The organism is Streptomyces sp. NPDC048338, assembly GCF_043201055.1.
GTDB lineage: Bacteria > Actinomycetota > Actinomycetes > Streptomycetales > Streptomycetaceae > Streptomyces.
In genome coordinates this window covers 180293-202388 of the sequence record NZ_JBICYQ010000008.1, presented here as the reverse complement: position 1 = coordinate 202388, position 22096 = coordinate 180293, and the positions used below count along the sequence as shown (strand labels likewise).

The 22096-nt window shown below is 71.2% G+C and carries 15 protein-coding genes; 7 read left to right on the top strand and 8 right to left on the bottom strand.

Features of this window, described 5'->3' with window-relative positions; translation table 11 throughout:
- Window positions 1-152 precede the first annotated feature (152 nt).
- The 4 genes from ACGFZF_RS20230 (at window position 153) to ACGFZF_RS20215 (ending at window position 8426) form a co-directional block, all read left to right on the top strand.
- Window positions 153-4010, top strand: coding sequence for an endo-alpha-N-acetylgalactosaminidase family protein (locus tag ACGFZF_RS20230; RefSeq protein ID WP_393555896.1), 3858 nt, complete (start codon window positions 153-155; stop codon window positions 4008-4010).
- A 131-nt stretch (window positions 4011-4141) separates the two neighbouring features.
- Window positions 4142-6487, top strand: a complete 2346-nt coding sequence (locus ACGFZF_RS20225) for a polysaccharide lyase 8 family protein (protein ID WP_393555894.1) — start codon at window positions 4142-4144, stop codon at window positions 6485-6487.
- A gap of 143 nt (window positions 6488-6630) precedes the next feature.
- Window positions 6631-8214, top strand: a complete 1584-nt coding sequence (locus tag ACGFZF_RS20220) for an acyl-CoA carboxylase subunit beta (RefSeq protein WP_393555891.1) — start codon at window positions 6631-6633, stop codon at window positions 8212-8214.
- Between the two features lie 14 nt (window positions 8215-8228).
- Window positions 8229-8426, top strand: coding sequence for an acyl-CoA carboxylase subunit epsilon (locus ACGFZF_RS20215; RefSeq protein ID WP_393555889.1), 198 nt, complete (start codon window positions 8229-8231; stop codon window positions 8424-8426).
- Window positions 8427-8632: 206 nt separating this feature from the next.
- Here ACGFZF_RS20215 and ACGFZF_RS20210 read toward each other — a convergent pair whose 3' ends face one another.
- The 8 genes from ACGFZF_RS20210 to ACGFZF_RS20175 all read right to left on the bottom strand — a co-directional run bounded on the left by ACGFZF_RS20210 (window position 8633) and on the right by ACGFZF_RS20175 (window position 18947).
- Window positions 8633-9214: an ATP/GTP-binding protein gene (locus ACGFZF_RS20210; protein WP_017235983.1), complete on the bottom strand. Its 582-nt coding sequence runs from the start codon at window positions 9212-9214 to the stop codon at window positions 8633-8635.
- The gene (locus ACGFZF_RS20205) at window positions 9195-9734 is read right to left on the bottom strand and encodes a DUF742 domain-containing protein (RefSeq protein ID WP_393555887.1); all 540 of its coding nucleotides are present in this window, start codon (window positions 9732-9734) and stop codon (window positions 9195-9197) included. The genes ACGFZF_RS20210 and ACGFZF_RS20205 overlap by 20 nt, the downstream gene beginning before the upstream one ends.
- Before the next feature lie 93 nt (window positions 9735-9827).
- Window positions 9828-10241, bottom strand: a complete 414-nt coding sequence (locus ACGFZF_RS20200; protein WP_147980024.1) for a roadblock/LC7 domain-containing protein — start codon at window positions 10239-10241, stop codon at window positions 9828-9830.
- Window positions 10242-10248: 7 nt separating this feature from the next.
- On the bottom strand, window positions 10249-13467 hold the full coding sequence (locus ACGFZF_RS20195) for a nitrate- and nitrite sensing domain-containing protein (RefSeq protein WP_393555885.1): 3219 nt from the start codon (window positions 13465-13467) through the stop codon (window positions 10249-10251).
- 341 nt (window positions 13468-13808) lie between these two features.
- Complete coding sequence (locus tag ACGFZF_RS20190) at window positions 13809-14399, bottom strand: ATP/GTP-binding protein (RefSeq protein WP_147979833.1); 591 nt, start codon at window positions 14397-14399, stop codon at window positions 13809-13811.
- The gene (locus tag ACGFZF_RS20185; RefSeq protein WP_147979834.1) at window positions 14380-14787 is read right to left on the bottom strand and encodes a DUF742 domain-containing protein; all 408 of its coding nucleotides are present in this window, start codon (window positions 14785-14787) and stop codon (window positions 14380-14382) included. Before ACGFZF_RS20185 ends, ACGFZF_RS20190 begins: the two co-directional genes overlap by 20 nt.
- A gap of 131 nt (window positions 14788-14918) precedes the next feature.
- The gene (locus ACGFZF_RS20180) at window positions 14919-15332 is read right to left on the bottom strand and encodes a roadblock/LC7 domain-containing protein (RefSeq protein ID WP_147980025.1); all 414 of its coding nucleotides are present in this window, start codon (window positions 15330-15332) and stop codon (window positions 14919-14921) included.
- Between the two features lie 9 nt (window positions 15333-15341).
- The gene (locus ACGFZF_RS20175; RefSeq protein WP_393555883.1) at window positions 15342-18947 is read right to left on the bottom strand and encodes a nitrate- and nitrite sensing domain-containing protein; all 3606 of its coding nucleotides are present in this window, start codon (window positions 18945-18947) and stop codon (window positions 15342-15344) included.
- Between the two features lie 548 nt (window positions 18948-19495).
- On the opposite strand from ACGFZF_RS20175, the gene ACGFZF_RS20170 reads away from it, so the two are divergent.
- From ACGFZF_RS20170 to gltX, 3 genes are all read left to right on the top strand, one after another.
- Window positions 19496-19684: a hypothetical protein gene (locus ACGFZF_RS20170; RefSeq protein WP_393555881.1), complete on the top strand. Its 189-nt coding sequence runs from the start codon at window positions 19496-19498 to the stop codon at window positions 19682-19684.
- 80 nt (window positions 19685-19764) lie between these two features.
- On the top strand, window positions 19765-20550 hold the full coding sequence (locus tag ACGFZF_RS20165; RefSeq protein ID WP_393555879.1) for a fumarylacetoacetate hydrolase family protein: 786 nt from the start codon (window positions 19765-19767) through the stop codon (window positions 20548-20550).
- A complete protein-coding gene (gene gltX / locus ACGFZF_RS20160) occupies window positions 20543-22021 on the top strand; it encodes a glutamate--tRNA ligase (protein WP_393555877.1) in 1479 nt (492 codons plus the stop codon). Before ACGFZF_RS20165 ends, gltX begins: the two co-directional genes overlap by 8 nt.
- Window positions 22022-22096 lie beyond the last annotated feature (75 nt).

The following is a 22096-nucleotide window of genomic DNA, read 5'->3' as shown; positions in this document are numbered from 1 at the left end:
GCCGTCCGGCCGGTCCGGCGCCCCGCGATCCCGGGCGGCGACCCGCCTCCCGCGGCCGGACTTGGACTGAGCGACGGCGGTTCTTGGACTGCCGGGGCCGCTGTGCCGCGATCTCGTTGACGGTCCCGTGCCGCCCGGGCCAACTAGTCCCCATGTCCCTCCCCAAGTCGCGAAGAGTCCCTGCGGCCTGCGCTCTCGCCGCCGCGTCATCCGCCGTGTTCGCCCTGTCCGGGCCCGCCCTCGCCGAACCGGCGGCGGCGCCGGTGGCCGCGGAGGCCGCCGCCGGGGCCGCCCTGGTCATCGGCTCCGACCGGCTGTCCGTCGCCGTCGCCGAGGACTTCCCGCGGGTCCTGTCGTACACGGACAGGGCGACCGGCGCCCGCCTGCTCGGCAGCACGGCCCCGGTGACACGGGTCGTCCTCAACGGCACGGCGTACCCCGTCCACGTCCAGGGCGCCCCGGTCGTGACCGCGGCCGCCGCCGCGTACACCCTGACCTTCCCCGACCTGCCCGGGGTCGAGATCGACGCGAGTCTGGGCGTCGCCGACCGGACGACCACCTTCAAGGTCACCGCGGTCCGCGACACCGCCGCCTTCCGTGTCGGGACCCTCGACATACCCGGCCACGACCTGGTCTCCGTCGGATCGGCCGACGGTGGCGCGCAGACCGCCTTCACCCGCCTCGACCCCGACTCCACCCGGACCGCCGACGTCTTCGCGGCGGTCACCGACGCCACCGCCCCCGAGGCGAACCCCGTCGGGGCCGGCTACGCCCTGGTCAACACCGGTTCCCTCGCCGCCGCCGTCGAGTCCAACTCCAGCTACGACAAGCCCGCCGGCGCCTCCGCCCGGGACGGAGCCCGCTTCTGGCACCAGGCCCGCAGGAACGGCACCGAGACCCGCGTCGGCGTCTGGTCCGGCCAGTGGACCTACCGCGGCGAGGGTGCCCCGCGGCCCGAGAGCGGTGCCGGCCTGCCCTGGGCCAAGGTGGTCGTCACCCCCGACGCCAACGCCGACGGACGGACCGACTGGCAGGACGGCGCCATCGCCTTCCGCGGCATCGGGATCAAGGCCCCCGGCAGCGACGCCACCCCCGACCGGGTGATCGCCCACATCCCGTTCAACTTCGCCAGCAACGCCACCCACCCCTTCCTGCGCACCCTCGACGACGTCAAGCGGATCTCGCTCGCCACCGACGGCCTCGGCCAGTTCGCCCTCCTCAAGGGGTACGGCTCGGAGGGCCACGACTCCGCCCACCCCGACTACGGCGGCAACTACAACAAGCGCGCCGGCGGCCTCGCCGACCTCAACAAGCTGCTGAAGGAGGGGAAGAAGTGGGGCGCGGGCTTCGGCGTCCACGTCAACGCCACCGAGGCGTACCCCGAGGCGAGGAACTTCAGCGAGACCCTCGTCGACAGGACCAGGCCGGGCTGGAACTGGCTCAACCAGAGCTACTACATCGACCAGCGCCGGGACATCAACAGCGGTGACCTCGCCCGCCGCTTCCAGCAGCTGCGCGACGAGACCGACCCGAACCTGTCGATGCTCTACATCGACGTCTACTACACCCACGGCTGGATCGCCGACAAGACCGTGCAGGCCGTCCAGGCCCAGGGCTGGAACGTCGCCACCGAGTGGTCCGACAAGTTCGAGCGGGCCTCCCTGTGGTCCCACTGGGCCAACGACCTGGACTACGGCGGCGCCACCAACAAGGGCCTCAACTCGCAGATCGTCCGCTTCGTCCGCAACGGAGAGAAGGACGTCTGGAACGCCCACCCGGTCCTCGGACAGACCGCCCTGGTGGACTTCGAGGGCTGGACCGGCGAGACGGACTGGAACCGCTTCACCGCGAACGTCTGGCAGAAGAACCTGCCCGCCAAGTACCTCCAGCAGCAGCGCATCACCCGCTGGAACGGCGACGACATCACCTTCACCGGCGAGGTCCGCGGCACCGTCGAGAACGGCCGGCGCACCTTCTACGACCACGGCCGCAAGGTTTTGGACGGCGAGTCCTACCTTCTGCCGTGGGACGGCGGCAAGAAGCTCTACCACTACAACAGGACCGGTGGCAGCAGCAGTTGGGCCGTCGCCGGCACCGGCTCGTACACCGTCTACCGGCTGACCGACAACGGCCGAGTGAAGACCGGCACCGTCCGGCCCGTGGACGGGCGGATCACCCTCGACGCGGCCGCCGGACAGCCCTACGTCCTCTACCCCGACCGCGCCCCCGAGCCGCGCGACCCGCGCTGGGGCGAGGGCACCCCCGTCCAGGACCCCGGGTTCAACGACGCCCGGCTCACGGCCTGGACCACCACCGGCACGGTCGCCCGCGACACCGACGGCCAGGGCCGCAACAGCGCCCGGCTCACCGGCGCCGCCGCCGCCTCGGTCCGCCAGCAGGTCAGCGGACTCGTCCCCGGCAAGCGGTACACGGCCTCCGCCCTCGTCGAGGTCGAGCCCGGGAAGACCCGGCCGACCACGCTCTCGATCGGCGGCGGGTCCGTCACCGTCGCCCGCTCCGCCCTCGAGGACCGGGTCGCCGCCTCCGACTGGAACGGCACCCGGCTCCAGCGGGCCAAGGTCACCTTCACCGCCCCGCGCGGCGGGACGGCGGCGCTGCGGATCGAGGCGGCGGCCGGCAGCGCCGCCGCCGTCCGGATCGACGACGTCCGGATCGTCGCCGGCGCCCCCGCGGCCGGCCCCGGAACCGTCGTCCACGAGGACTTCGAGGCCGTCGACCAGGGCTGGGGGCCGTTCCTCAAGGGCGACGCCGGCGGCACGACCGACCCGCGCACCCACATCGCCCAGCTGCACGCCCCGTACACCCGGGCGGGCTGGAACGGAAAGCTCGTCGACGACGTCGTCGAGGGCGCCGAGTCCCTGAAGTCGCACGACGAGAACAGCGGCCTGGTCTACCGGACCGCGCCCTGGACCGTCCCGATGGAGGACGGGCACTCCTACCGGGTGGAGTACGACTACCAGTCGAGCCACGCCGGCGCCTACGAGTGGGTCACCGGCTACGACCGCACCCGGGGCGACGGGCGCGCCGTCGAGACCCGCCGGACCCCGATCGGGCAGCAGCGCACCACCGCCCACTTCGCCCAGACGGTGACCGCCGGCTGCGGCGACACCTGGACCGGCCTGCGCAAGCGCGCCGACGCGCCCGACGGCGCCGACTTCGTCCTCGACGGCTTCACCGTCACCGACCTGGGCCCCGCCCCCGAGCGGGCCGCCTGCGGCACCCTCGGCCTCGCCGCGCCGGACACCCTGGAGCCGGGCCGCGCCAACGAGGTCACCGCCACCTTCTCCAACGACGAGGCGAGCGCGGTCGACGCCGTCACCGCGACCCTCGCGCTCCCCGCCGGCTGGACCGCGGAGCCGGCCGCCCCGGTCGCCGTCGGAACGGTCGCGGCGGGCGCCGAGGCCACCGCCGGCTGGAAGGTCACCCCTCCGGTCGACGCCGCCTACCGCGGCTACCCGCTCGACGCCACGGTCACGTACACCGTCGGCGGCCAGGCCCGGAAGCTGACCGCGACCACCACGGTCCGCACGCTGCCCCCGCCGCCCACCACCGACAGCTGGGCGAGCGACCTGGACTGGACGTCGTCGGCCAACGGCTGGGGGCCGGTCGAGCGCGACCTGTCCAACGGCGAGACCGGCAGCGGCGACGGCAGCCCGCTGCGGATCGGGGGAGTGGCCTACGCCAAGGGACTCGGCACCCACGCCCCGGCCGCGGTGCGCTACTACCTGGGCGGTTCCTGCCGCTCCTTCACCGCCGAGGTCGGTGTGGACGACGTCCAGTCCACCCGCGGCACCGTGCAGTTCAGCGTCCTCGCCGACGGTACGGAGAAGGTGAAGTCACCGGTGCTCAGGGCCGCCGACCCGGCCTGGTCGCTCACGGCCGACGTCACCGGGGCCTCCTACGTCGACCTGGTCGCCGGCGACGGCGGCGACGGGAACGGCAACGACCACGCGGACTGGGGGAACGCGCGCTTCCACTGCTCCGGCTGAGCGGGACCTGGCGGGGTGGGAGTCGACGGAAAGCGCTTCCACCCCGCCGTGCGGTGCTCATTGATTGCGTCGGAGAGCCGGTGTTAGACCGGCCCCAACCGGTCTACACCACTTCCCCCGGGAGGCTCCCCGTGCCCGTCCCCGCCTGGTCCCGACGTACCTTCCTCCTCACCGCCTCCGCCACCGCCGCCACCCTCGCGGTCCCACTCCCCGCCGCCCGCGCCGCGGAACCGGCCTCGCTCGCCGAGGAGTCCGAGACGCTGCGGCAGCGCTGGATCGGCATCCAGCTCGGCTCCGGCTTCGACGCCGGGGCCGAGCCGTACGCCACCCGCCTCGCCGAGACCGGCGCACTCGCCCGCACGTTCCGGGCCTCGATGGCGCCGACGGACACCTCCCTGTGGCCGGGCCTCTCGTTCGACCCGCCGTCCGGCATCACGCAGTCGTACAGCCGCCTCTGGACCATGACGCAGGCGTACGCCCAGCCCGGCACGGGTCTCACCGGCGACACGGGCCTCCTCGCCGACGTCGTCCGCGGCCTGGACCATCTCTCCGCCCGGATCTACCACGCCGCCACCGTCCGCTACGGCAACTGGTGGGAGTGGCAGATCGGCAGCCCCCGGCTGCTCATGGACATCGTCGCCGTCCTCCACCCCCACCTCGGCGCCGAACGGATCGAGGCCGCCTGCGCCGCCGTCGACCACTTCATCCCCGACGCCGTGCTCACCGACTACAGCGGCACCTCGACCGGCGCCAACCGCGTCGACCTCTGCCGCTCCGTCGCCCTCCGCGGCATCCTCGGCGCAGCCCCCGCCAAGACCGCCCTGGCCCGCGACGCGCTCTCGCCCGTCTTCCCGTACGTCACCCGCGGCGACGGCCTGTACGCCGACGGATCCTTCATCCAGCACACCTGGGTCGCCTACTCGGGCACGTACGGGCAGGTCATGCTCGACGGACTCGGCCGGCTCTTCACCCTGCTCGCCGGCTCCACGTGGGCCGTCACCGACCCGAACCGCCAGATCATCCTCGACAGCGTCGAGAAGGCCTACGCGCCCCTGATCTACAACGGCCTGATGATGGACAGCGTCAACGGCCGTGCCGTCAGCCGCGGTTACCTCAAGAGCGACGAGCGGCGGATCATGCGCTCCGACCACTTCCACGGCCAGGGCCTGATCGCCGCCATCGCCCTCCTGGCCGGCGGGGCGAGCGCCGCCGAACGGGACCGGTGGCACGCGCGCGTGAAGGGCTGGATCGAACGGGACACCGTCACCCCGGTCCTCACGGCCCGCCAGTTCGGCGTCGCCGACCTCGCCCGGCTCCACGCGGTCGCCGCCGCACCCGTCCCCGCCGCCCCCGAACCCACCGGCCACACCCTCTTCGCCGCCATGGACCGCGCCGTGCACCGCCGCCCCGGCTGGGCCGCCAACATCTCCATGGCCTCGGAGCGCGTCTCCTCCTACGAGTGCGGCAACGGCGAGAACCCGCGCGGCTGGCACACCGGGGCCGGGATGCTCTACTGGTGGGGCCCGGGCGCCGGATCCGACGCCCAGTACACCGACTGGTTCTGGCCCACCGTCGACCCCTACCGTCTGCCGGGTACGACCGTCTCCACCCGGCGGCTCGCCGACCGCGCGGGCGGCGAGTGGGGCGCGCACCGGCCCGCCGTGCAGTGGGTCGGCGGAGCCACCGACGGCGAGTTCGCCGCCGTCGGGCAGCACGTCAAGGGGCTCGGCTCCACCCTGGAGGCCCGCAAGTCCTGGTTCTGCGCCGCCGACACGGTCATCTGCCTCGGGGCCGGCATCACCGCCGCCGACGGTGTCCCCGTGGAGACCGTCGTCGACAACCGCCTCCTCGTCGAGGACCGCGCCCAGCCCCTCACCACCGCCGACCGGTGGGCGCACCTGGAGGGCCACGGCGGCTGGGTCCTTCCCGAGGGCACGGCCGGACTGCGCACCCTGCGCGAGGAACGGACCGGGGCCTGGAGCGACATCAACACCACCAGCTCCACCGAGCGCCGCGCCCGCGGCTACCAGACGCTCTGGCTGGACCACGGCACGGACCCGGTCGACGCCTCGTACGCGTACCTGCTGATGCCCGGGGCCTCCCGCCGCACCCTGGCCGCCCGGGCGGCCGACAGCAGCTGGCTGACGGTCCTGGACAACACCGTGGACCGGCAGGCGATCGCCGTCCCCTCCCTGGGGCTGACGGCCGCCAACTTCTGGCGGGCCGGTACGGTGGGGCGACTGACGGTCACCGCCCCCGCGAGCGTGCTGGTGCGCCGGCGCCGATCGGTCCTCGACCTCCGGATCTCCGAGCCGCCCCGCAGCGGGCAGCCCTTCGAGGTCGTCTGGGACGGGCCGGCCCGTCGGGTGATCGGCCACGACCCCTCGGTGGAGGTCCGGTCCACCGGGCGGTCCCTGCGGCTGACGATCACGCCGGGTGTCGCGGGAGCCACCCACCAGTGCAGGGTGCTTGTATAGGGATCCTACAAACGCCAGGGGTGTCTGGCTGTCGACTCGGCCGGGTGGGGGCATGGTTCTGTCCAGCCCCACCAGGAATCCGCGCGGGAGACTGTACGGAGTCGACGGCGGGATTTCCTTGGTCGGCTTCGTAGGGTCGGTACATGACCGTTGTGGACCAGATCCCGAGCGAGCCGACCGACGCCCGTGGCCGTGTTGCCGAGCTGCACGCCCTCCGTGAGGAGGCGCGTCGCGGACCGAGCGACCGGGCGACCGAGGCCCAGCACGCCAAGGGCAAGCTGACCGCTCGCGAGCGCATCGAGCTGCTGCTCGACCCTGGTTCCTTCAGCGAGGTCGAGCAGCTGCGCCGGCACCGCGCCACGGGCTTCGGCCTGGAGGCCCGCAAGCCGTACACCGACGGTGTCATCACCGGCTGGGGCACGGTCGAGGGCCGCACGGTCTTCGTCTACGCGCACGACTTCCGGATCTTCGGCGGCGCGCTGGGCGAGGCCCACGCCACCAAGATCCACAAGATCATGGACATGGCCATCGCGGCCGGCGCCCCGCTCGTCTCGCTGAACGACGGCGCCGGCGCCCGTATCCAGGAGGGCGTCTCGGCGCTCGCCGGCTACGGCGGCATCTTCCAGCGCAACACCCGCGCCTCGGGCGTCATCCCGCAGATCTCGGTCATGCTCGGCCCGTGCGCCGGCGGCGCCGCCTACAGCCCGGCCCTCACGGACTTCGTGTTCATGGTCCGCGAGACCTCGCAGATGTTCATCACCGGACCGGACGTCGTCAAGGCGGTCACCGGTGAGGAGATCACCCAGAACGGCCTGGGCGGCGCGGACGTGCACGCCGAGACCAGCGGCGTCGCGCACTTCGCGTACGACGACGAGGAGACCTGCATCGCCGAGGTGCGCTACCTCCTGTCGATGCTGCCGCAGAACAACCGCGAGAACCCGCCGACCGTCGCCTCGGAGGACCCTGCGGACCGCCGCGGGGACGTCCTGCTCGACCTGGTGCCCGCCGACGGCAACCGTCCGTACGACATGCACAAGGTCATCGAGGAGCTCGTCGACGAGGGCGACTACCTGGAGATCCACGAGCGCTGGGCCCGCAACATCATCTGCGCCCTGGCCCGGCTGGACGGCCAGGTCGTCGGCATCGTCGCCAACCAGCCCCAGTCGCTGGCCGGCGTCCTGGACATCGAGGCCTCCGAGAAGGCCGCTCGCTTCGTCCAGATGTGCGATGCCTTCAACATCCCGATCATCACTCTTCTGGACGTCCCCGGCTTCCTCCCGGGCGTCGACCAGGAGCACGGTGGAATCATCCGCCACGGCGCGAAGCTGCTGTACGCGTACTGCAACGCGACCGTGCCCCGGATCTCGCTGATCCTGCGCAAGGCGTACGGCGGCGCATACATCGTGATGGACTCCCAGTCCATCGGCGCCGACCTGACGTACGCCTGGCCCACCAACGAAATCGCGGTGATGGGCGCCGAAGGTGCCGCCAACGTCATCTTCCGCAAGCAGATCGCCGAGGCCGAGGACTCCGAGGCCATGCGGGCCCGCATGGTCAAGGAGTACAAGGCCGAGCTGATGCACCCGTACTACGCCGCGGAGCGCGGTCTGGTCGACGACGTCCTCGACCCCGCCGAGACGCGTGAGGTCCTGATCAGGTCTCTCGCCATGCTCCGCACCAAGCACGCCGACCTGCCGTCCCGCAAGCACGGCAACCCGCCTCAGTAAGAGGAGCCACTGACGTGACCACGCCTGCCAACCTTCTCCGCGTCGAGAAGGGCCACGCCGACCCCGAGGAGCTCGCCGCGATCACCGCGGTCCTGCTCGCCCGGGCGGCCTCCCAGCCCGCCGAGACGTCCTCCGACGCCCCCTCCACGGCCGGCTGGCGCCGCCTGGAGCGCCAGTCGGGCTTCCGCCCCTCCCACTCCTGGCAGGGCTGACAGCGCAGAGACAGCGCAGACCCGAAGGCCCCCGCCTCCCTCTCCGGGAGACGGGGGCCTTCGGCATGCCGGACATCCGCCGCGGCGCCCCGCCGCCACGGCCCGTCCCGCACCGGACGCGCCCGCCGGCACCGACCGGCCGGGACACGCGAAGGCCCCCGCAGCCGGACGGCTGCGGGGGCCTCTCGCGGAACCCGGGGGGACGGTTACCGCAGACGTGCCATCAGGGCGTGCTCCACCAGCGTGATGAGGGCGCTCTTGGCGTCCGCGCGGTGGCGTGCGTCGGTGGTGATGATCGGGGTGTCGGGGCCGATCTGCAGGGCCTCGCGGACTTCCTCGGGCTGGTAGGGCTGGTGTCCGTCGAAGCCGTTGAGGGCGATGACGAACGGCAGGCCGGAGTTCTCGAAGTAGTCGACGGCCGGGAAGCAGTCGGCGAGGCGGCGGGTGTCGACCAGGACGACGGCGCCGATGGCGCCGCGCACGAGGTCGTCCCACATGAACCAGAAGCGGTCCTGACCGGGCGTACCGAACAGGTACAGGATCAGGTCCTGGTCCAGGGTGATGCGGCCGAAGTCCATGGCGACGGTCGTCGTCGTCTTGTCGCCGGTGTGCGTGAGGTCGTCGATGCCCGCGGACGCAGACGTCATCACGGCCTCGGTACGCAGCGGGTTGATCTCCGAGACGGCGCCGACGAACGTGGTCTTGCCCACGCCGAAGCCACCCGCCACCACGATCTTCGCGCTGGTGGTTGAACGGGCCGCGCCGCCGCTAGAGCTTGCGAAGTCCACTGAGCACCCTTTCGAGCAGTGTCACGTCTGGCTGACCGCCGGCGGCTTCGTCGCCGCCGGGCTGGTGGATGGCGACAAGTCCGGCCTCCGCCAGGTCGGCGACGAGGATCCGGGCAACGCCGAGGGGAATGGAGAGAAGTGCCGAGATCTCGGCGACCGACTTGATCTCGAAGCACAGTCGGCAGATCCGCTGGTGCTCGGGCAACTGCCCCTGCAACCGGGCCGGATCGGCCGTCGTACTGACCAGCGCCTCGATGGCGAGCTGGTAGCGCGGCCGGGTACGGCCGCCGGTCATCGCGTAGGGACGAACCAGCGGGTTGTGCGTACCCGAACCGCCCGCACCGCGGGAGGCGCGGGGCGCGCCCACGGGCGACGGCTGGGCCTGGGGCTGCTGATAGGGCTGCTGTACACCCTGTCTGCTGGGCGCGGAAGGAAAGTTGAAGTGGTTCTGTCCGGCATCACCGTGCGGCTGCTGACCACCAAAACCATTGAACGGACTTCCGCCCGGGGGTGTTCCCACGTCTCCTCCTCCGACTGCCTCGCGGTCCATGTCCCTGTGGAACCGCGCCACCGCACCTTACGGTGCGGTGGCGCGAAACGCACTGTCTGTCTGTTAGTTGAGAAGACTTCCCTGAAGCTCCGCACGGAGGTCAGGTGTCAGAACACTGCCCGCGCGGTCCACCAGCAACGCCATCTCGTAGCCCACGAGGCCGATGTCCGCCTCCGGGTGCGAGAGCACGGCCAGCGAGGAGCCGTCCGAGATCGACATGATGAAGAGGAAGCCGCGCTCCATCTCCACGACGGTCTGGTTGACCGCACCGCCCTCGAAGATCCGGGACGCGCCCGCGGTCAGCGAGGTCAGTCCGGAGGCGACGGCCGCCAGCTGGTCGGCTCGGTCCCGGGGGAAGCCCTCGGACATCGCCAGCAGGAGTCCGTCGGCGGAGACCACCACAGTGTGGGACACCCCGGGGGTGTTGTCCACGAAGTTGGTGATCAACCAGTTCAGATTCTGCGCCGCCTGGCTCATGCTCACACTAACGCTCCTGGTTGTAGGTACTGCCCGGGCCGAGGCCCGATCCGTTCGTGTCCGTTCCCGCGCTGCGTCCCTGCTGAACGCCACGGCGCAGGTTGCTCAACCTGCCCCGCACGTCCTCGGGGGCGCGGGAGACCTGTGGGCCGCCCTGCGGGGTCTGCTCCGCCGTTCCCTCGACCAGATTGGCCTTGGGGACCCGTCGAGGAAGACCGGAGGGGGTGACCCCGCCCGCCTTCGGCTCGCGGAGCTTCTCGGCCCGCTCCCAGCGCTCGTCGTTGGCCGAGCGCCAGTCGTCGGAACCGGCGGCTTCGTTCTGCTGAGCCGCCCGTGCGGGCGGCTGCTGCTGCGCGGCCTGGGGCACCTGGGCGGCGTTGCCGCCACGGCGCGGCAGACCGGCGTCGGTCAGCGCGTGCGCGGCATCCGGGGTGGGGTTCGGGGTCGAACCCGGACGCTCGAAGCCTACGCGCTCAGGAGCCTGTTCGGGAGCGCTCGGAGCAGATTCCGTTTCTGCTCCGTACTGCTGACCGTACTCACCCTGGTACGCACCCTGACCAGCCCACTCGCCCTGCTGGGCCTGCGGGTCGTAGGAGTTGCCGTACTGCGCCTGGCCCTGGTCCTGGCCCTGGTACGCGGCTTCCGCATAGGTGGGCTCGGGGTAGCCGCCGGAAGGCTGGCCGTACCCGTCGTAGCCCTGCGGGGACTGGCCGTAGCCACCGTCCTGGGCCGGCCCGCCGTCGTACCCGGCGTGCTCGGGAGCGCGACCGAAGTCGGATGCGTACTCCTGTACGTACTCCTGCTCGGGAGCGTAGCCCTGCTCGTGCTCCTGCTGTACGTAGCCCTGCTGCGACGGGTCGAGCTCGTCCCGGAACAGCGGGCGCTCGCCACCCTGTGCCTGGGCCTCCAGGGCCGCCCGGCGCTCCTCGCGCTGGAGCGAGCGGTTCACCGGGTCGAGCTGGCGCTCCTCGCCCGGCTGTTCGTAGCGGGAGTCGTCGAAGCCGAGCTCCGCCGCGGTCCGCATCGGCTGCTGCGGGCCGGGGTCGAAGGCGTTCTGGCCCTGCTGCGGGATGATCTGCGAGACCGTGAAGTCGTTCTCGGGCAGCGACTCGCCGCCACCACCGTGGGTGATCGCGTCCGGGAGCATGACCAGCGAGGTCGTGCCCGCCTGCTCGCCCGAGGGGCGGAGCTGGACCCGGATGCCGTGCCGGTCGGCGAGTCGGCCGACCACGAACAGGCCCATGCGCTGCGAGACGGCGGCGTCCACGGTCGGCGGGTTGGCCAGCTTGTGGTTGATGTCCGCGAAGTCCTCGGCCGTGAGACCGATGCCCTTGTCGTGGATCTCGACCATGACGCGGCCGTCGGGCAGCCGGGTCGCGGTCACGCGGACCTTGGTCTGCGGGGAGGAGAACGTGGTGGCGTTCTCCAGGAGCTCGGCGAGCAGGTGCACGAGGTCGGTCACGGCCTGGCCGTGGATCTCGGCCTCCGGGACACCGGCGAGCTCGATGCGCTCGTACTGCTCCACCTCGGAGGAGGCGGCGCGCATGACGTCGACCAGCGGGACCGGCTGGTCCCAGCGGCGGCCGGGCTCCTCGCCGGCGAGGACCAGGAGGTTCTCGCCGTTGCGGCGCATACGGGTGGCCAGGTGGTCCAGACGGAAGAGGTTCTCCAGCTGGTCCGGGTCGGCCTCGTTGTTCTCCAGGTCGGTGATCAGGGTCAGCTGGCCCTCGATCAGCGACTGGTTGCGCCGCGACAGGTTGGTGAAGATCGCGTTGACGTTGCCCCGGAGCATGGCCTGCTCGGCGGCGAGCCGGACGGCCTCGCGGTGGACCTGGTCGAAGGCGCGGGCGACTTCGCCGATCTCGTCCTGGGTGTCGATGGGGATGGGCTGGACCCGGGTGTCGACGCGGCCGGGCTCGGTACGCGACAGCTGGTCGACCAGCATCGGCAGACGCTGCTCGGCGATGCCGAAGGCGGCGGTGCGCAGCTGCTGCATCGAGCGGCTCATCTGGCGGGCCATGATGCCGGCCACGATGAACGCGGCGAGGAGCGCGATGACGACGATGCCACCGTTGACGAACGCGTCCGTCTTGGCGTCGTCGGAGATCTCGGCGGCCTCGGTCACGGCCTTGTCGACGAGCTCCTTCTCGACCTCGGTGTAGCCGTCGAACTTCGCCGTGGCCGCACCCATCCAGGTCTCGGGAGTGACGTCCTCCCTGCGCAGGTCCTTGATCGCGTCGGCGTCCTTGGCCGAGCCGATCGCGTCCGTCAGGCCCGCGTAGACCGACGGCGGGTCGCCCTTCACCGGCGGGCTGAGCTGCGCCTCGGTGAGCCGCTTGGCGCCCTCGGTGGCCTTCTGCGTCATGACCTGCTTGAGGCGGTCGACGTCGGCCTGGGTGCCGCCGGACTGGTACTCGCCGAGAGCGATCTGCTCCAGGTAGTTGTACGAGTTGAACGCCACCGACTGCGCGGCGAAGATCTTGGGGTCCTCGCTGGGCCGCACCAGGAGCTGCATGCCGATCGAGCGCTGGAGCGACTCGGCCGCCTTGGCGAGCTGGACGGCGTAGACCGTCCGGCCGTAGCTGGTGATGTTGCCGGTGCCCAGACCGAGCTCGTTGGAGAACTCCATCAGGTAGTGCTGGACGTCGGTGTACCGGGTCTGGGTGAGCACCGGGTCGAGCGACTTGGAGTACGCGACCTTGCGCAGCTCCTTCAGCTTGGGCTCCGCCGTGCGGAAGAGGCCCAGGCGGCGCTCCATGCCCTCGCCCTCGGGCATGTTCTTGACGGCCTCGTCGAACTTGACCTTCGCCTCGTCGGTGGCGGCGTAGGCCTGCGCGACGGCGTCGCTCTGCCGGTCCTCGGCCGTCCTGGCCGTCAGCAGGGGCGCTGCGGTCAGGTCACGCTCGTTGAGGAGGGCCTGGCCGTACTCCGAGGCGGCGCGCACGATGAGCGCCGTCTTCTCGGCGTTCTGCGCCTCCTGCCAGGTGTCGATCGACCCCTTCACCTGGAAGCCGCCCATGATGAGGCCGACCAGCACGGGTATGAGGAGGATCGCGTTCAGCTTCGTGGGCACCCGCCAGTTACGCGGGGACAACTTGCTCGAACTGCCCGTGCCGCTCGCGGCCTGGGGCGTCGCGGGTACCTCGACGGGCGGCGCCGCCGTGCGTGCCGGCGTGAAGTTGCCTCGCGCCTGCTGCTCCGCGGAGCCTTCCTTGCTTCGCCTCACTCGACCAACAACCTCTCGGCGTCGGCACCTACGTTGTGCCGGTGTTTCGTTCAGGGCCGTACTACTCGGGAGTTCATGAATTGCAGCACGTGAACGGTGTCCCTACCAAACAGCCGGAAGGGACGGTTTTCAGTGGTCCAGGCCGCAGATAAATCGGGCATAAAGAGCGAGCCCCGCCAAATGGCGGGGCTCATGTGAGCGCAGTGGCACCGCGCGGATGCGTCGGGTGTCCGGGGCCGCCCAATTCTCATTCGAAACGTTATGAAGGGCGGGGGCGGACCGTGTCAAAGGACACAGGCCGCCCCCAGCAGGGGCCTACGACAACTGCCGTAGACGTCCGCCTACTTGAGTCGTGCCATCAGCGCATGCTCCACCAGCGTGATGAGGGCGCTCTTGGCGTCCGCGCGGTGGCGTGCGTCGGTGACGATGATCGGGGTGTCGGGGCCGATCTGCAGGGCCTCGCGGACTTCCTCGGGCTGGTAGGGCTGGTGTCCGTCGAAGCCGTTGAGGGCGATGACGAACGGCAGGCCGGAGTTCTCGAAGTAGTCGACGGCCGGGAAGCAGTCGGCGAGGCGGCGGGTGTCGACCAGGACGACGGCGCCGATGGCGCCGCGCACGAGGTCGTCCCACATGAACCAGAAGCGGTCCTGACCGGGCGTACCGAACAGGTACAGGATCAGGTCCTGGTCCAGGGTGATGCGGCCGAAGTCCATGGCGACGGTCGTCGTCGTCTTGCCGCCGGTGTGCGTGAGGTCGTCGATCCCGGCCGACGCCGAGGTCATCACCGCCTCGGTACGCAGCGGGTTGATCTCCGAGACGGCGCCGACGAACGTGGTCTTGCCCACGCCGAAGCCACCCGCCACCACGATCTTCGCGCTGGTGGTCGACCGGCTCGGAGAGCCGGCACCCCCGCTAGAGCTTGCGAAGTCCACTGAGCACCCTTTCCAGCAGTGTCACATCCGGCGTGCCGCCGGCCTCTCCGTTGCCCGGCTGGTGAATCGCCACCATGCCCGCTTCCGCCAGGTCGGCGACGAGGATCCGGGCCACCCCCAGCGGCATCGACAGCAGGGCCGACACCTCCGCCACCGACTTGACCTCGCGGCACAGGTGGCAGATCCGCTGGTGCTCGGGAAGCAGCGTGGCGAGGTGCGCCGGGTCGGCGGTGGTGCTGACCAGCGCTTCGATGGCGAGTTGGTACCGCGGCCGGGTCCGGCCGCCGGTCATCGCGTAAGGACGTACCAGCGGCTGGTCGCCTTCATGTCCGTACGACTCGTCGAGTGAGGCGCCGTACGGATCGTGAGAGGCGGGGGGCGGGGTCATGAATCCTCCGGGCGTGACAGCAAGAGGTCTGCCGTCTGATGGGGCCGGTGGGGGGCCGGATGGGGGCGGCCGGACGGGGTGTGGGACAAGGCGGTACGGAGGGGCGCACCGCCTTGCCGTTTTGTGTGTGTCTAGTGGAGCAGGCTTCCCTGGAGCTCGGCGCGGAGGTCCGGGGTGAGGACACTGCCGGCCCGGTCGACCAGCAGGGTCATCTCGTAGCCCACGAGGCCGATGTCGCACTCCGGGTGGGAGAGCACGGCCAGGGAGGAACCGTCGGAGACGGACATGAGGAAGAGGAACCCGCGTTCCATCTCCACGACCGTCTGGGCGACCGAACCGCCCTCGAAGATCCGGGACGCGCCCGCGGTCAGCGAGGTCAGTCCGGACGCGACCGCAGCCAGCTGGTCGGCTCGATCGCGGGGGAATCCTTCGGACATGGCCAGCAGCAGACCGTCGGCGGAGACCACCACCGTGTGCGACACCCCTGGGGTGTTGTCCACGAAGTTGGTGATCAACCAGTTCAGATTCTGCGCCGCCTGGCTCATCGCGCTCAACTAACGCTCCTGCTGGTGGGTGGGGCCGAGGTGGAAGCTGCCCGTGGTGGAGTTGCCCGCCTGGCGGCCCTGCTGGATGCCGCGGCGCAGGTTGGTGAGCCGGCCACGGACGTCGTCGGGTGCACGCGAGACCTGGGGGCCGGCCGTGTGGGCCTGCTCCTGGGCGGTCCCGGGTACGAGGTTGGCGCGCGGCACCCGCCGCGGGAGCCCGGAGGTGGTGACACCGCCGGCCGCGGGCTTGCGCACCCGCTCGGCCTGGCGCACCAGCTCGTCATTGGGGGAGGTCCGCCATGCGGCGGCCTGCTGACCCGTGTCGCCGGCGCCCTGGGGGGCGGCGGGACGGCGCTGCGCCGGCTGCTGCGGCACGGCCGGGCTCTGCGTCGTCCGCTCGGCGTCCGGCGTCCGGCCGTCGTCCGGCTGACCCGGGGCCTGACCCTGCGCCTGCCCGTGGAACCAGTTGGTCTCCAGCGTGTCGTACAGCGGGGTACGACCGTCGCCGGAACCGCTCGCCGGAGGCAGGGCCTCGGGCTGACGCGGCTGCTGGAGCCGGGGCTGCGGCTGCTGGGGCTGCTGGGGCAGGTTGCCGGCGGGGCGCGGCGCACCGTAGTCGCCGCCGCCACGCTGACGCGGAGCCGGCTGCTGCGGGGCCTGCTGCTGGTAGCCCTGCTGCTGGTTGAAGTCCGGCCGCGGGAACTGCGCGGTGGACGCCGGGTCCTGCGGTGCGGGCTGGTACCCCTGCGGGGCCTGCTGCTGGTTGAAGTCCGGCCGCGGGAACTGACCCGTGGAGCCCGGGCCCTGCGGGGCTCCGGGACGGGCGTACTGACCCGTGGTGTCCGGCTCCTCGTGCCCACGCGGCGCGTCGAGCGGAGACATCTCCTGCTGCGGACGGCGGACCGGCTGAGCCTGGTCGTTGCCCCAGCTGGTGGACTGCGGCCGCTGCTGCTGGTTGCCGGGGAGCTCGGGACGCGGGTAGCCACCCTGGTTGGGGTGGGCACCCTGCTGCCCCTGCTGCTGCGGGGCGTGCTGCGCCTGCTGCGGCTGGGGGGCCTGCGGGGCCTGCTGGTTCTGGCTCTGGTTGCCCCAGACGTCCGTACGGGACGGGATGGCGCGCTGAGCGCCGCCGGCGAACCCGCCCGCACCGCCCATGCCCGGACGCTGCGGCTCCTGGGGGACCTGCGGGAGCTGCGCGGTCTGCGGACCCTGGTTGCCCTGACCCTGACCCGGCCCCTGGGGACCGTTCTGGCCGGGGAGCGCGGCACGCGGACCGTTGCCCGCGCCGACCTGGCCGCGCGGGGCACCCGACGCGGCGCCGAGCCGGCCGGCCGCGGAGGACGGCGCACCGCCGAGCCCCGGACGACCGCCGCCGGGACCACCGGACGCACCCGGGCCGCCGGCGAGCCGGCCGCCGGGGGCGGAGTTGCCCTGCGGCATCGCGCCCTGGCCGCCGGCACCCTGCTTGGGGGCCGGCTTCTTGCCGCCCTGGGCGACGTCGACGGGGAGCATGACGAGCGCGGTGGTGCCGCCGGAGTCCGACGGACGCAGCTGGATGCGGATGCCGTGTCGCAGGGACAGGCGGCCGACCACGAACAGACCCATGCGGCGCGAGACCGAGACGTCCACGGTGGGCGGCGACGCGAGCCGCTCGTTGATCGCGGCGAGGTCCTCGGGTGAGAGGCCGATGCCGGTGTCGTGGATCTCGACGAGCACCCGGCCGTCGGGCAGGGCGTGACCGGTGACCCGGACCTTCGTCTGCGGCGAGGAGAACGACGTGGCGTTCTCGAGCAGCTCGGCGAGGAGGTGCACGAGGTCGTTGACGACGCGGCCGGCGACCTCGGTCGCCGGGACGGCGGCGAGTTCGATGCGCTCGTACTGCTCCACCTCGGACGCGGCGGCACGCAGGACGTCGACCAGCGGGACCGGACGGGTCCAGCGACGGCCGGGCTCCTCACCGGCGAGGACGAGGAGGTTCTCACCGTTACGGCGCATGCGGGTGGCGAGGTGGTCGAGCTTGAACAGCGAGGACAGCTGGTCCGGGTCGGCCTCGCGGGACTCCAGCTCGGAGATGAGCGAGAGCTGACGCTGGATGAGGCCCTGCGAACGGCGCGAGAGGTTGGTGAACATCGCGTTGACGTTGCCTCGCAGCAGCGCCTGCTCGGCGGCGAGACGGACGGCCTCGCGGTGCACGTCGTCGAAGGCCGCGGCCACCTGGCCGATCTCGTCCCGGGAGTGCACACCGACGGACTCGACGGAGGTGTCGACGTCCTGCGGGTCGGTCTCGGAGAGCTGCTTGACGAGCTCGGGCAGGCGTTCCTGGGCGACCTTCGTGGCGGTGTCCTGGAGCCGGCGCAGCGACCGGATCATGGACCGGGCCACGACGAAGGCGCCGACGAGGGAGACGCCGAGCACGAGGAGGATCAGCGCACCGTTGATGATCGCTTCGCGCTGCGACTCGGAGCGCAGCTCGCGGGCCTTGCTCTCCATCTCACCGAGGAGGGTGGCCTCGATGGTGTTCATCGCGGTGATCTTCGTGCCGTACTCGTCGGTGAAGTTCAGGTGACCGCGGGCGGTGATGTTGTCGAGGCCGGTGGAGCTCCTCAGGACACGGCCCGTGTACTCGTCGGCGGCCTCGATGGAGGGGTTGCCGGTGGTCAGCGGTGCGATCAGCTCGTTGGCGTCGCCGCCGGCCGACTCGTAGATCGTCGCGAAGGTCTTGAGCTCGACGTCCTCGCTCTCGCGGGCGGCCTCACCGTAGAGACGGTCGCCCGGTTCCAGCTTGCCGCGCTTGTCGTCACCGGAGGGGAGACCGGCGGCGATGATCGCCTGCTGGATGGAGGCGTACTCCTTGGCGGAGGAGAAGGCGGCGAGCGCACGGGTGCGCTTGATCATCTCCGGGTTGCTGGTCGCCTGGGCCATGTCCTGGGACAGGCTGAGGAGGGACCGGATGAGCCGGCTGTACGCCTCGACCGTCACCGAGTGCGAGGCCTGGGTGTAGGCCTCTCCCCGGATCGCCTTGATCTTGACGATCTGCGCGGTGATCTGGCTGACGCTCTGGCGGATGCCCTGCAGGGCCTCGTCGCCCTCGGTGTCACCGATGCCCTCGGTGGCGGCCAGGAACTCCTTCTGGGCCCGGTCGGTGGCGGTGCGCGGCTGGGCGACCTGGTAGTCGTTCGGCGAACGGCCGTTGGACAGGGGACCCGCGGAGTTGTCGCGCTCGACCTGGAGGGCCTTCGCGAGGTCCGTGGCCTCCTTGGTCATCTTGGTCAGCAGCTGCATGTGCTCCAGCTGCTCCATGTCCTGGAGCGACTCGCTGATGCGGATGCCGCCGAGGCTGGTGGCCGCGACCACGGGCAGGGTCAGCAGCGCCACCAGGCGCGTCGAGATGCGCCAGTTCCGCAGCGCTATTCGGGGGCCGGAGTCGACCTCGGTCTTGATCGGTGGCGGCGCGGCCGCGCCGGTGGAACCACCCCGCTTGGAAGCGTCACCGCCCTCGCCGGCCGTGCCCTGCCCAGGGGTCTGGGTGTGCGGGGCCGAGGAACCGCGGTCGGTTCCGGCGCGCGGCTCCTGCTCGGCCGCAGCGCTGCCATCCCTCTTGAAACGTCCCTGCACTAGCGTCGCAACCTCTGGACCAGGCGTCCTTCCGGGTGAACGGAGCGGACGGTGTCGGCGTCTCGGGGTGCGGAATGCACCCCATGGTGGTCGTCGGTGACCGGCGCAGATCCCCCTTCCCGCCGCTCACCCGGCGCTGCGTTGCGCCCCCTGCGCGCCGGCTTGAAGCCCGCGACGGTGCGTGGAATTCCAGCACAGTGCCGGATCTCCAACAAGGGCTGGGTGTCGGGCCACGAGAGGTATAACAACCCGTGAACATCGCGTCACCCCATGTAGAAGATGATCACGGAGGAATCGGGCGTATCACTCCCAAAGGCCCACGTGGCCCTAGTGTCCCAGTCGCGATGATCAGGAGCGGAATGGAGCATTCAGTGGCGTAATGTCCGTTTGTTTGACACTCGGACGTCGCCTGTAATGTCCGGCTTGTCCGTCAGGCCGTGAGCAAACTCACACACGGACGGGTGCCTTCCCCATGCATTCGAAGGGAGCCGCATGCTTAGCCTGACGTTTTACAAGTGCCCCCACTCTGTAGAGGTCTCCCACCCGTGATGAAGACGACGATGGTGCTCCGCTCCACGGCCAACCCCCGCCGTACGACGCTCGCCCACCTCGAGGACGCCGCCCGCCTCGACCTGGGTGCCCAGCCGGAGCACGCGGCCGACCTTCCCACGCAGACCGCCAACCCGCGTCGCACGGTCCTCATGACCGCCCCCGCGACGCCGCAGCCCGCCCTTTAAGAGGCGGTGGCGGCGCCCCTCGCCGCGTTAGCCTGGAGCGTCAGACTCCAGCCAGTAGCAAGTGAGGGGCGACAGCACTCGTGCGCATCGCCAGATTCTCCATCGACGGCAATGTCGCCTTCGGCGCCGTCGAGGGCGAGGGAACCGTCGACTCCGGCGGCCTGGTCCTCGACATCATCAAGGGCATCCCGTACACGGACTTCGAGCTCAGCGGCACCAAGGTCCCGCTGAGCAAGGTACGGCTCCTGCCTCCCGTGCTCCCCAACAAGGTCGTGGCCATCGGCCGCAACTACGCCGAGCACGCCGCCGAACTCGGCAACGAGGTCCCGGACGTCCCGGTCGCCTTCTTCAAGCCGACCACCTCCGTGATCGGCCCCGGCGACGCCATCGAGTACCCCTCCTTCTCGAACGAGCTGCACCACGAGGCCGAACTGGCCGTGGTCATCGGCCGCATGTGCCGCGAGGTGCCGCGCGAGCGCGTCAAGGACGTCGTCTTCGGCTACACCTGTGCCAACGACGTCACCGCCCGCGACGCCCAGCGGCGCGAGAAGCAGTGGGCCCGGGCCAAGGGCTTCGACACCAGCTGCCCGCTCGGGCCCTGGGTCGAGACCGAGCTCGACCCGGGCGACCTCACCATCCAGGCCACGGTCAACGGCGAACAGCGCCAGCTCGGCCGCACGAGCGACATGATCCGCTCCGTCGAGGACCTGGTCGTCCACATCACCGAGGCCATGACGCTCCTTCCCGGCGACGTCATCCTCACCGGCACTCCGGCCGGGGTCGGCCCCCTCAACGTCGGCGACGAGGTCGCCGTCACCATCGAAGGCATCGGCACTCTCACCAACAGGGTGATCAAGCGTGGCTAACGCGAACGTCCGCGTACGTTTCTGTCCCTCCCCGACCGGCAACCCCCACGTGGGCCTGGTCCGCACCGCCCTCTTCAACTGGGCGTTCGCCCGCCACCACGGCGGCACGTTCGTCTTCCGCATCGAGGACACCGACGCGGCGCGGGACTCCGAGGAGTCGTACCAGCAGCTGCTCGACTCGCTGCGCTGGCTCGGTTTCACCTGGGACGAGGGACCGGACGAGGTCGGCGGCCCGCACGCCCCGTACCGCCAGTCGCAGCGGATGGACATCTACCGGGACGTCGCGGAGAAGCTGCTCGACGGCGGGTACGCCTACCACTGCTTCTGCACCGCCGTGGAGCTGGAAGCCCGTCGCGACGCGGCCCGCCTGGCCGGCAAGCCCTCGGGCTACGACGGCACGTGCCGCAACCTGAGCGCCGAGCGCATCGAGCGCTACCGCGCCGAGGGCCGCGAGTCCATCGTCCGCTTCAAGATGCCGGACGAGCCGATCACCTTCCACGACCTGGTCCGCGGCGAGCTCACCTTCACCCCGGACAACGTCCCGGACTACGGCATCGTGCGCGCCAACGGCGCCCCGCTGTACACCCTGGTCAACCCGGTCGACGACGCGCTCATGGAGATCACCCACGTGCTGCGCGGCGAGGACCTGCTGTCCTCCACCCCGCGCCAGATCGCGCTCTACAAGGCGCTGATCGAGCTGGGCGTCGCCAAGGAGATCCCGGCCTTCGGTCACCTCCCGTACGTGATGGGCGAGGGCAACAAGAAGCTCTCCAAGCGCGACCCGCAGGCCTCCCTCAACCTCTACCGGGAGCGCGGCTTCCTCCCCGAGGGCCTGCTGAACTACCTCTCCCTGCTCGGCTGGTCCTTCTCGGCCGACCAGGACCTCTTCACCATCGACCAGATGGTGGCGAAGTTCGACATCGCCGACGTGAACGCCAACCCGGCGCGCTTCGACCTCAAGAAGGCCGAGTCGATCAACGCCGACCACATCCGCATGCTGGACGAGAAGGCGTTCACCGCGGCCTGCGAGCCGTGGCTGCAGGCCCCGCACGCCGCGTGGGCTCCCGAGGACTTCGACCGCGCGGCGTGGGAGGCCATCGCCCCCTACGCCCAGACGCGGGTCACCGTCCTCTCGGACATCACGGCCAACGTCGACTTCCTCTTCCTGCCCGAGCCCGTCTTCGACCAGCCCTCCTGGGACAAGGCGATGAAGGGCGAGCCGGCCGCGCTGCTCACCACCGCGCGCGAGAAGCTCCTGGCCGCGGACTGGAGCGACCCGGAGTCGCTCAAGAACGCCGTCCTGGTCGCCGGCGAGGAGCACAGCCTGAAGCTCGGCAAGGCGCAGGCCCCGGTCCGCGTCGCCGTCACCGGCCGCACGGTCGGCCTGCCGCTCTTCGAGTCCCTGGAGATCCTGGGCCAGGAGAAGACCCTGGCCCGCATCGACGCGGCCCTGGCGAAGCTCGCCGCCTAGGGCGATGCACACCGAGGCCCGGACCCCGCCAGGGGTCCGGGCCTCGTCGTCGTCGCGGGAGCGGTGCGGCCGTGC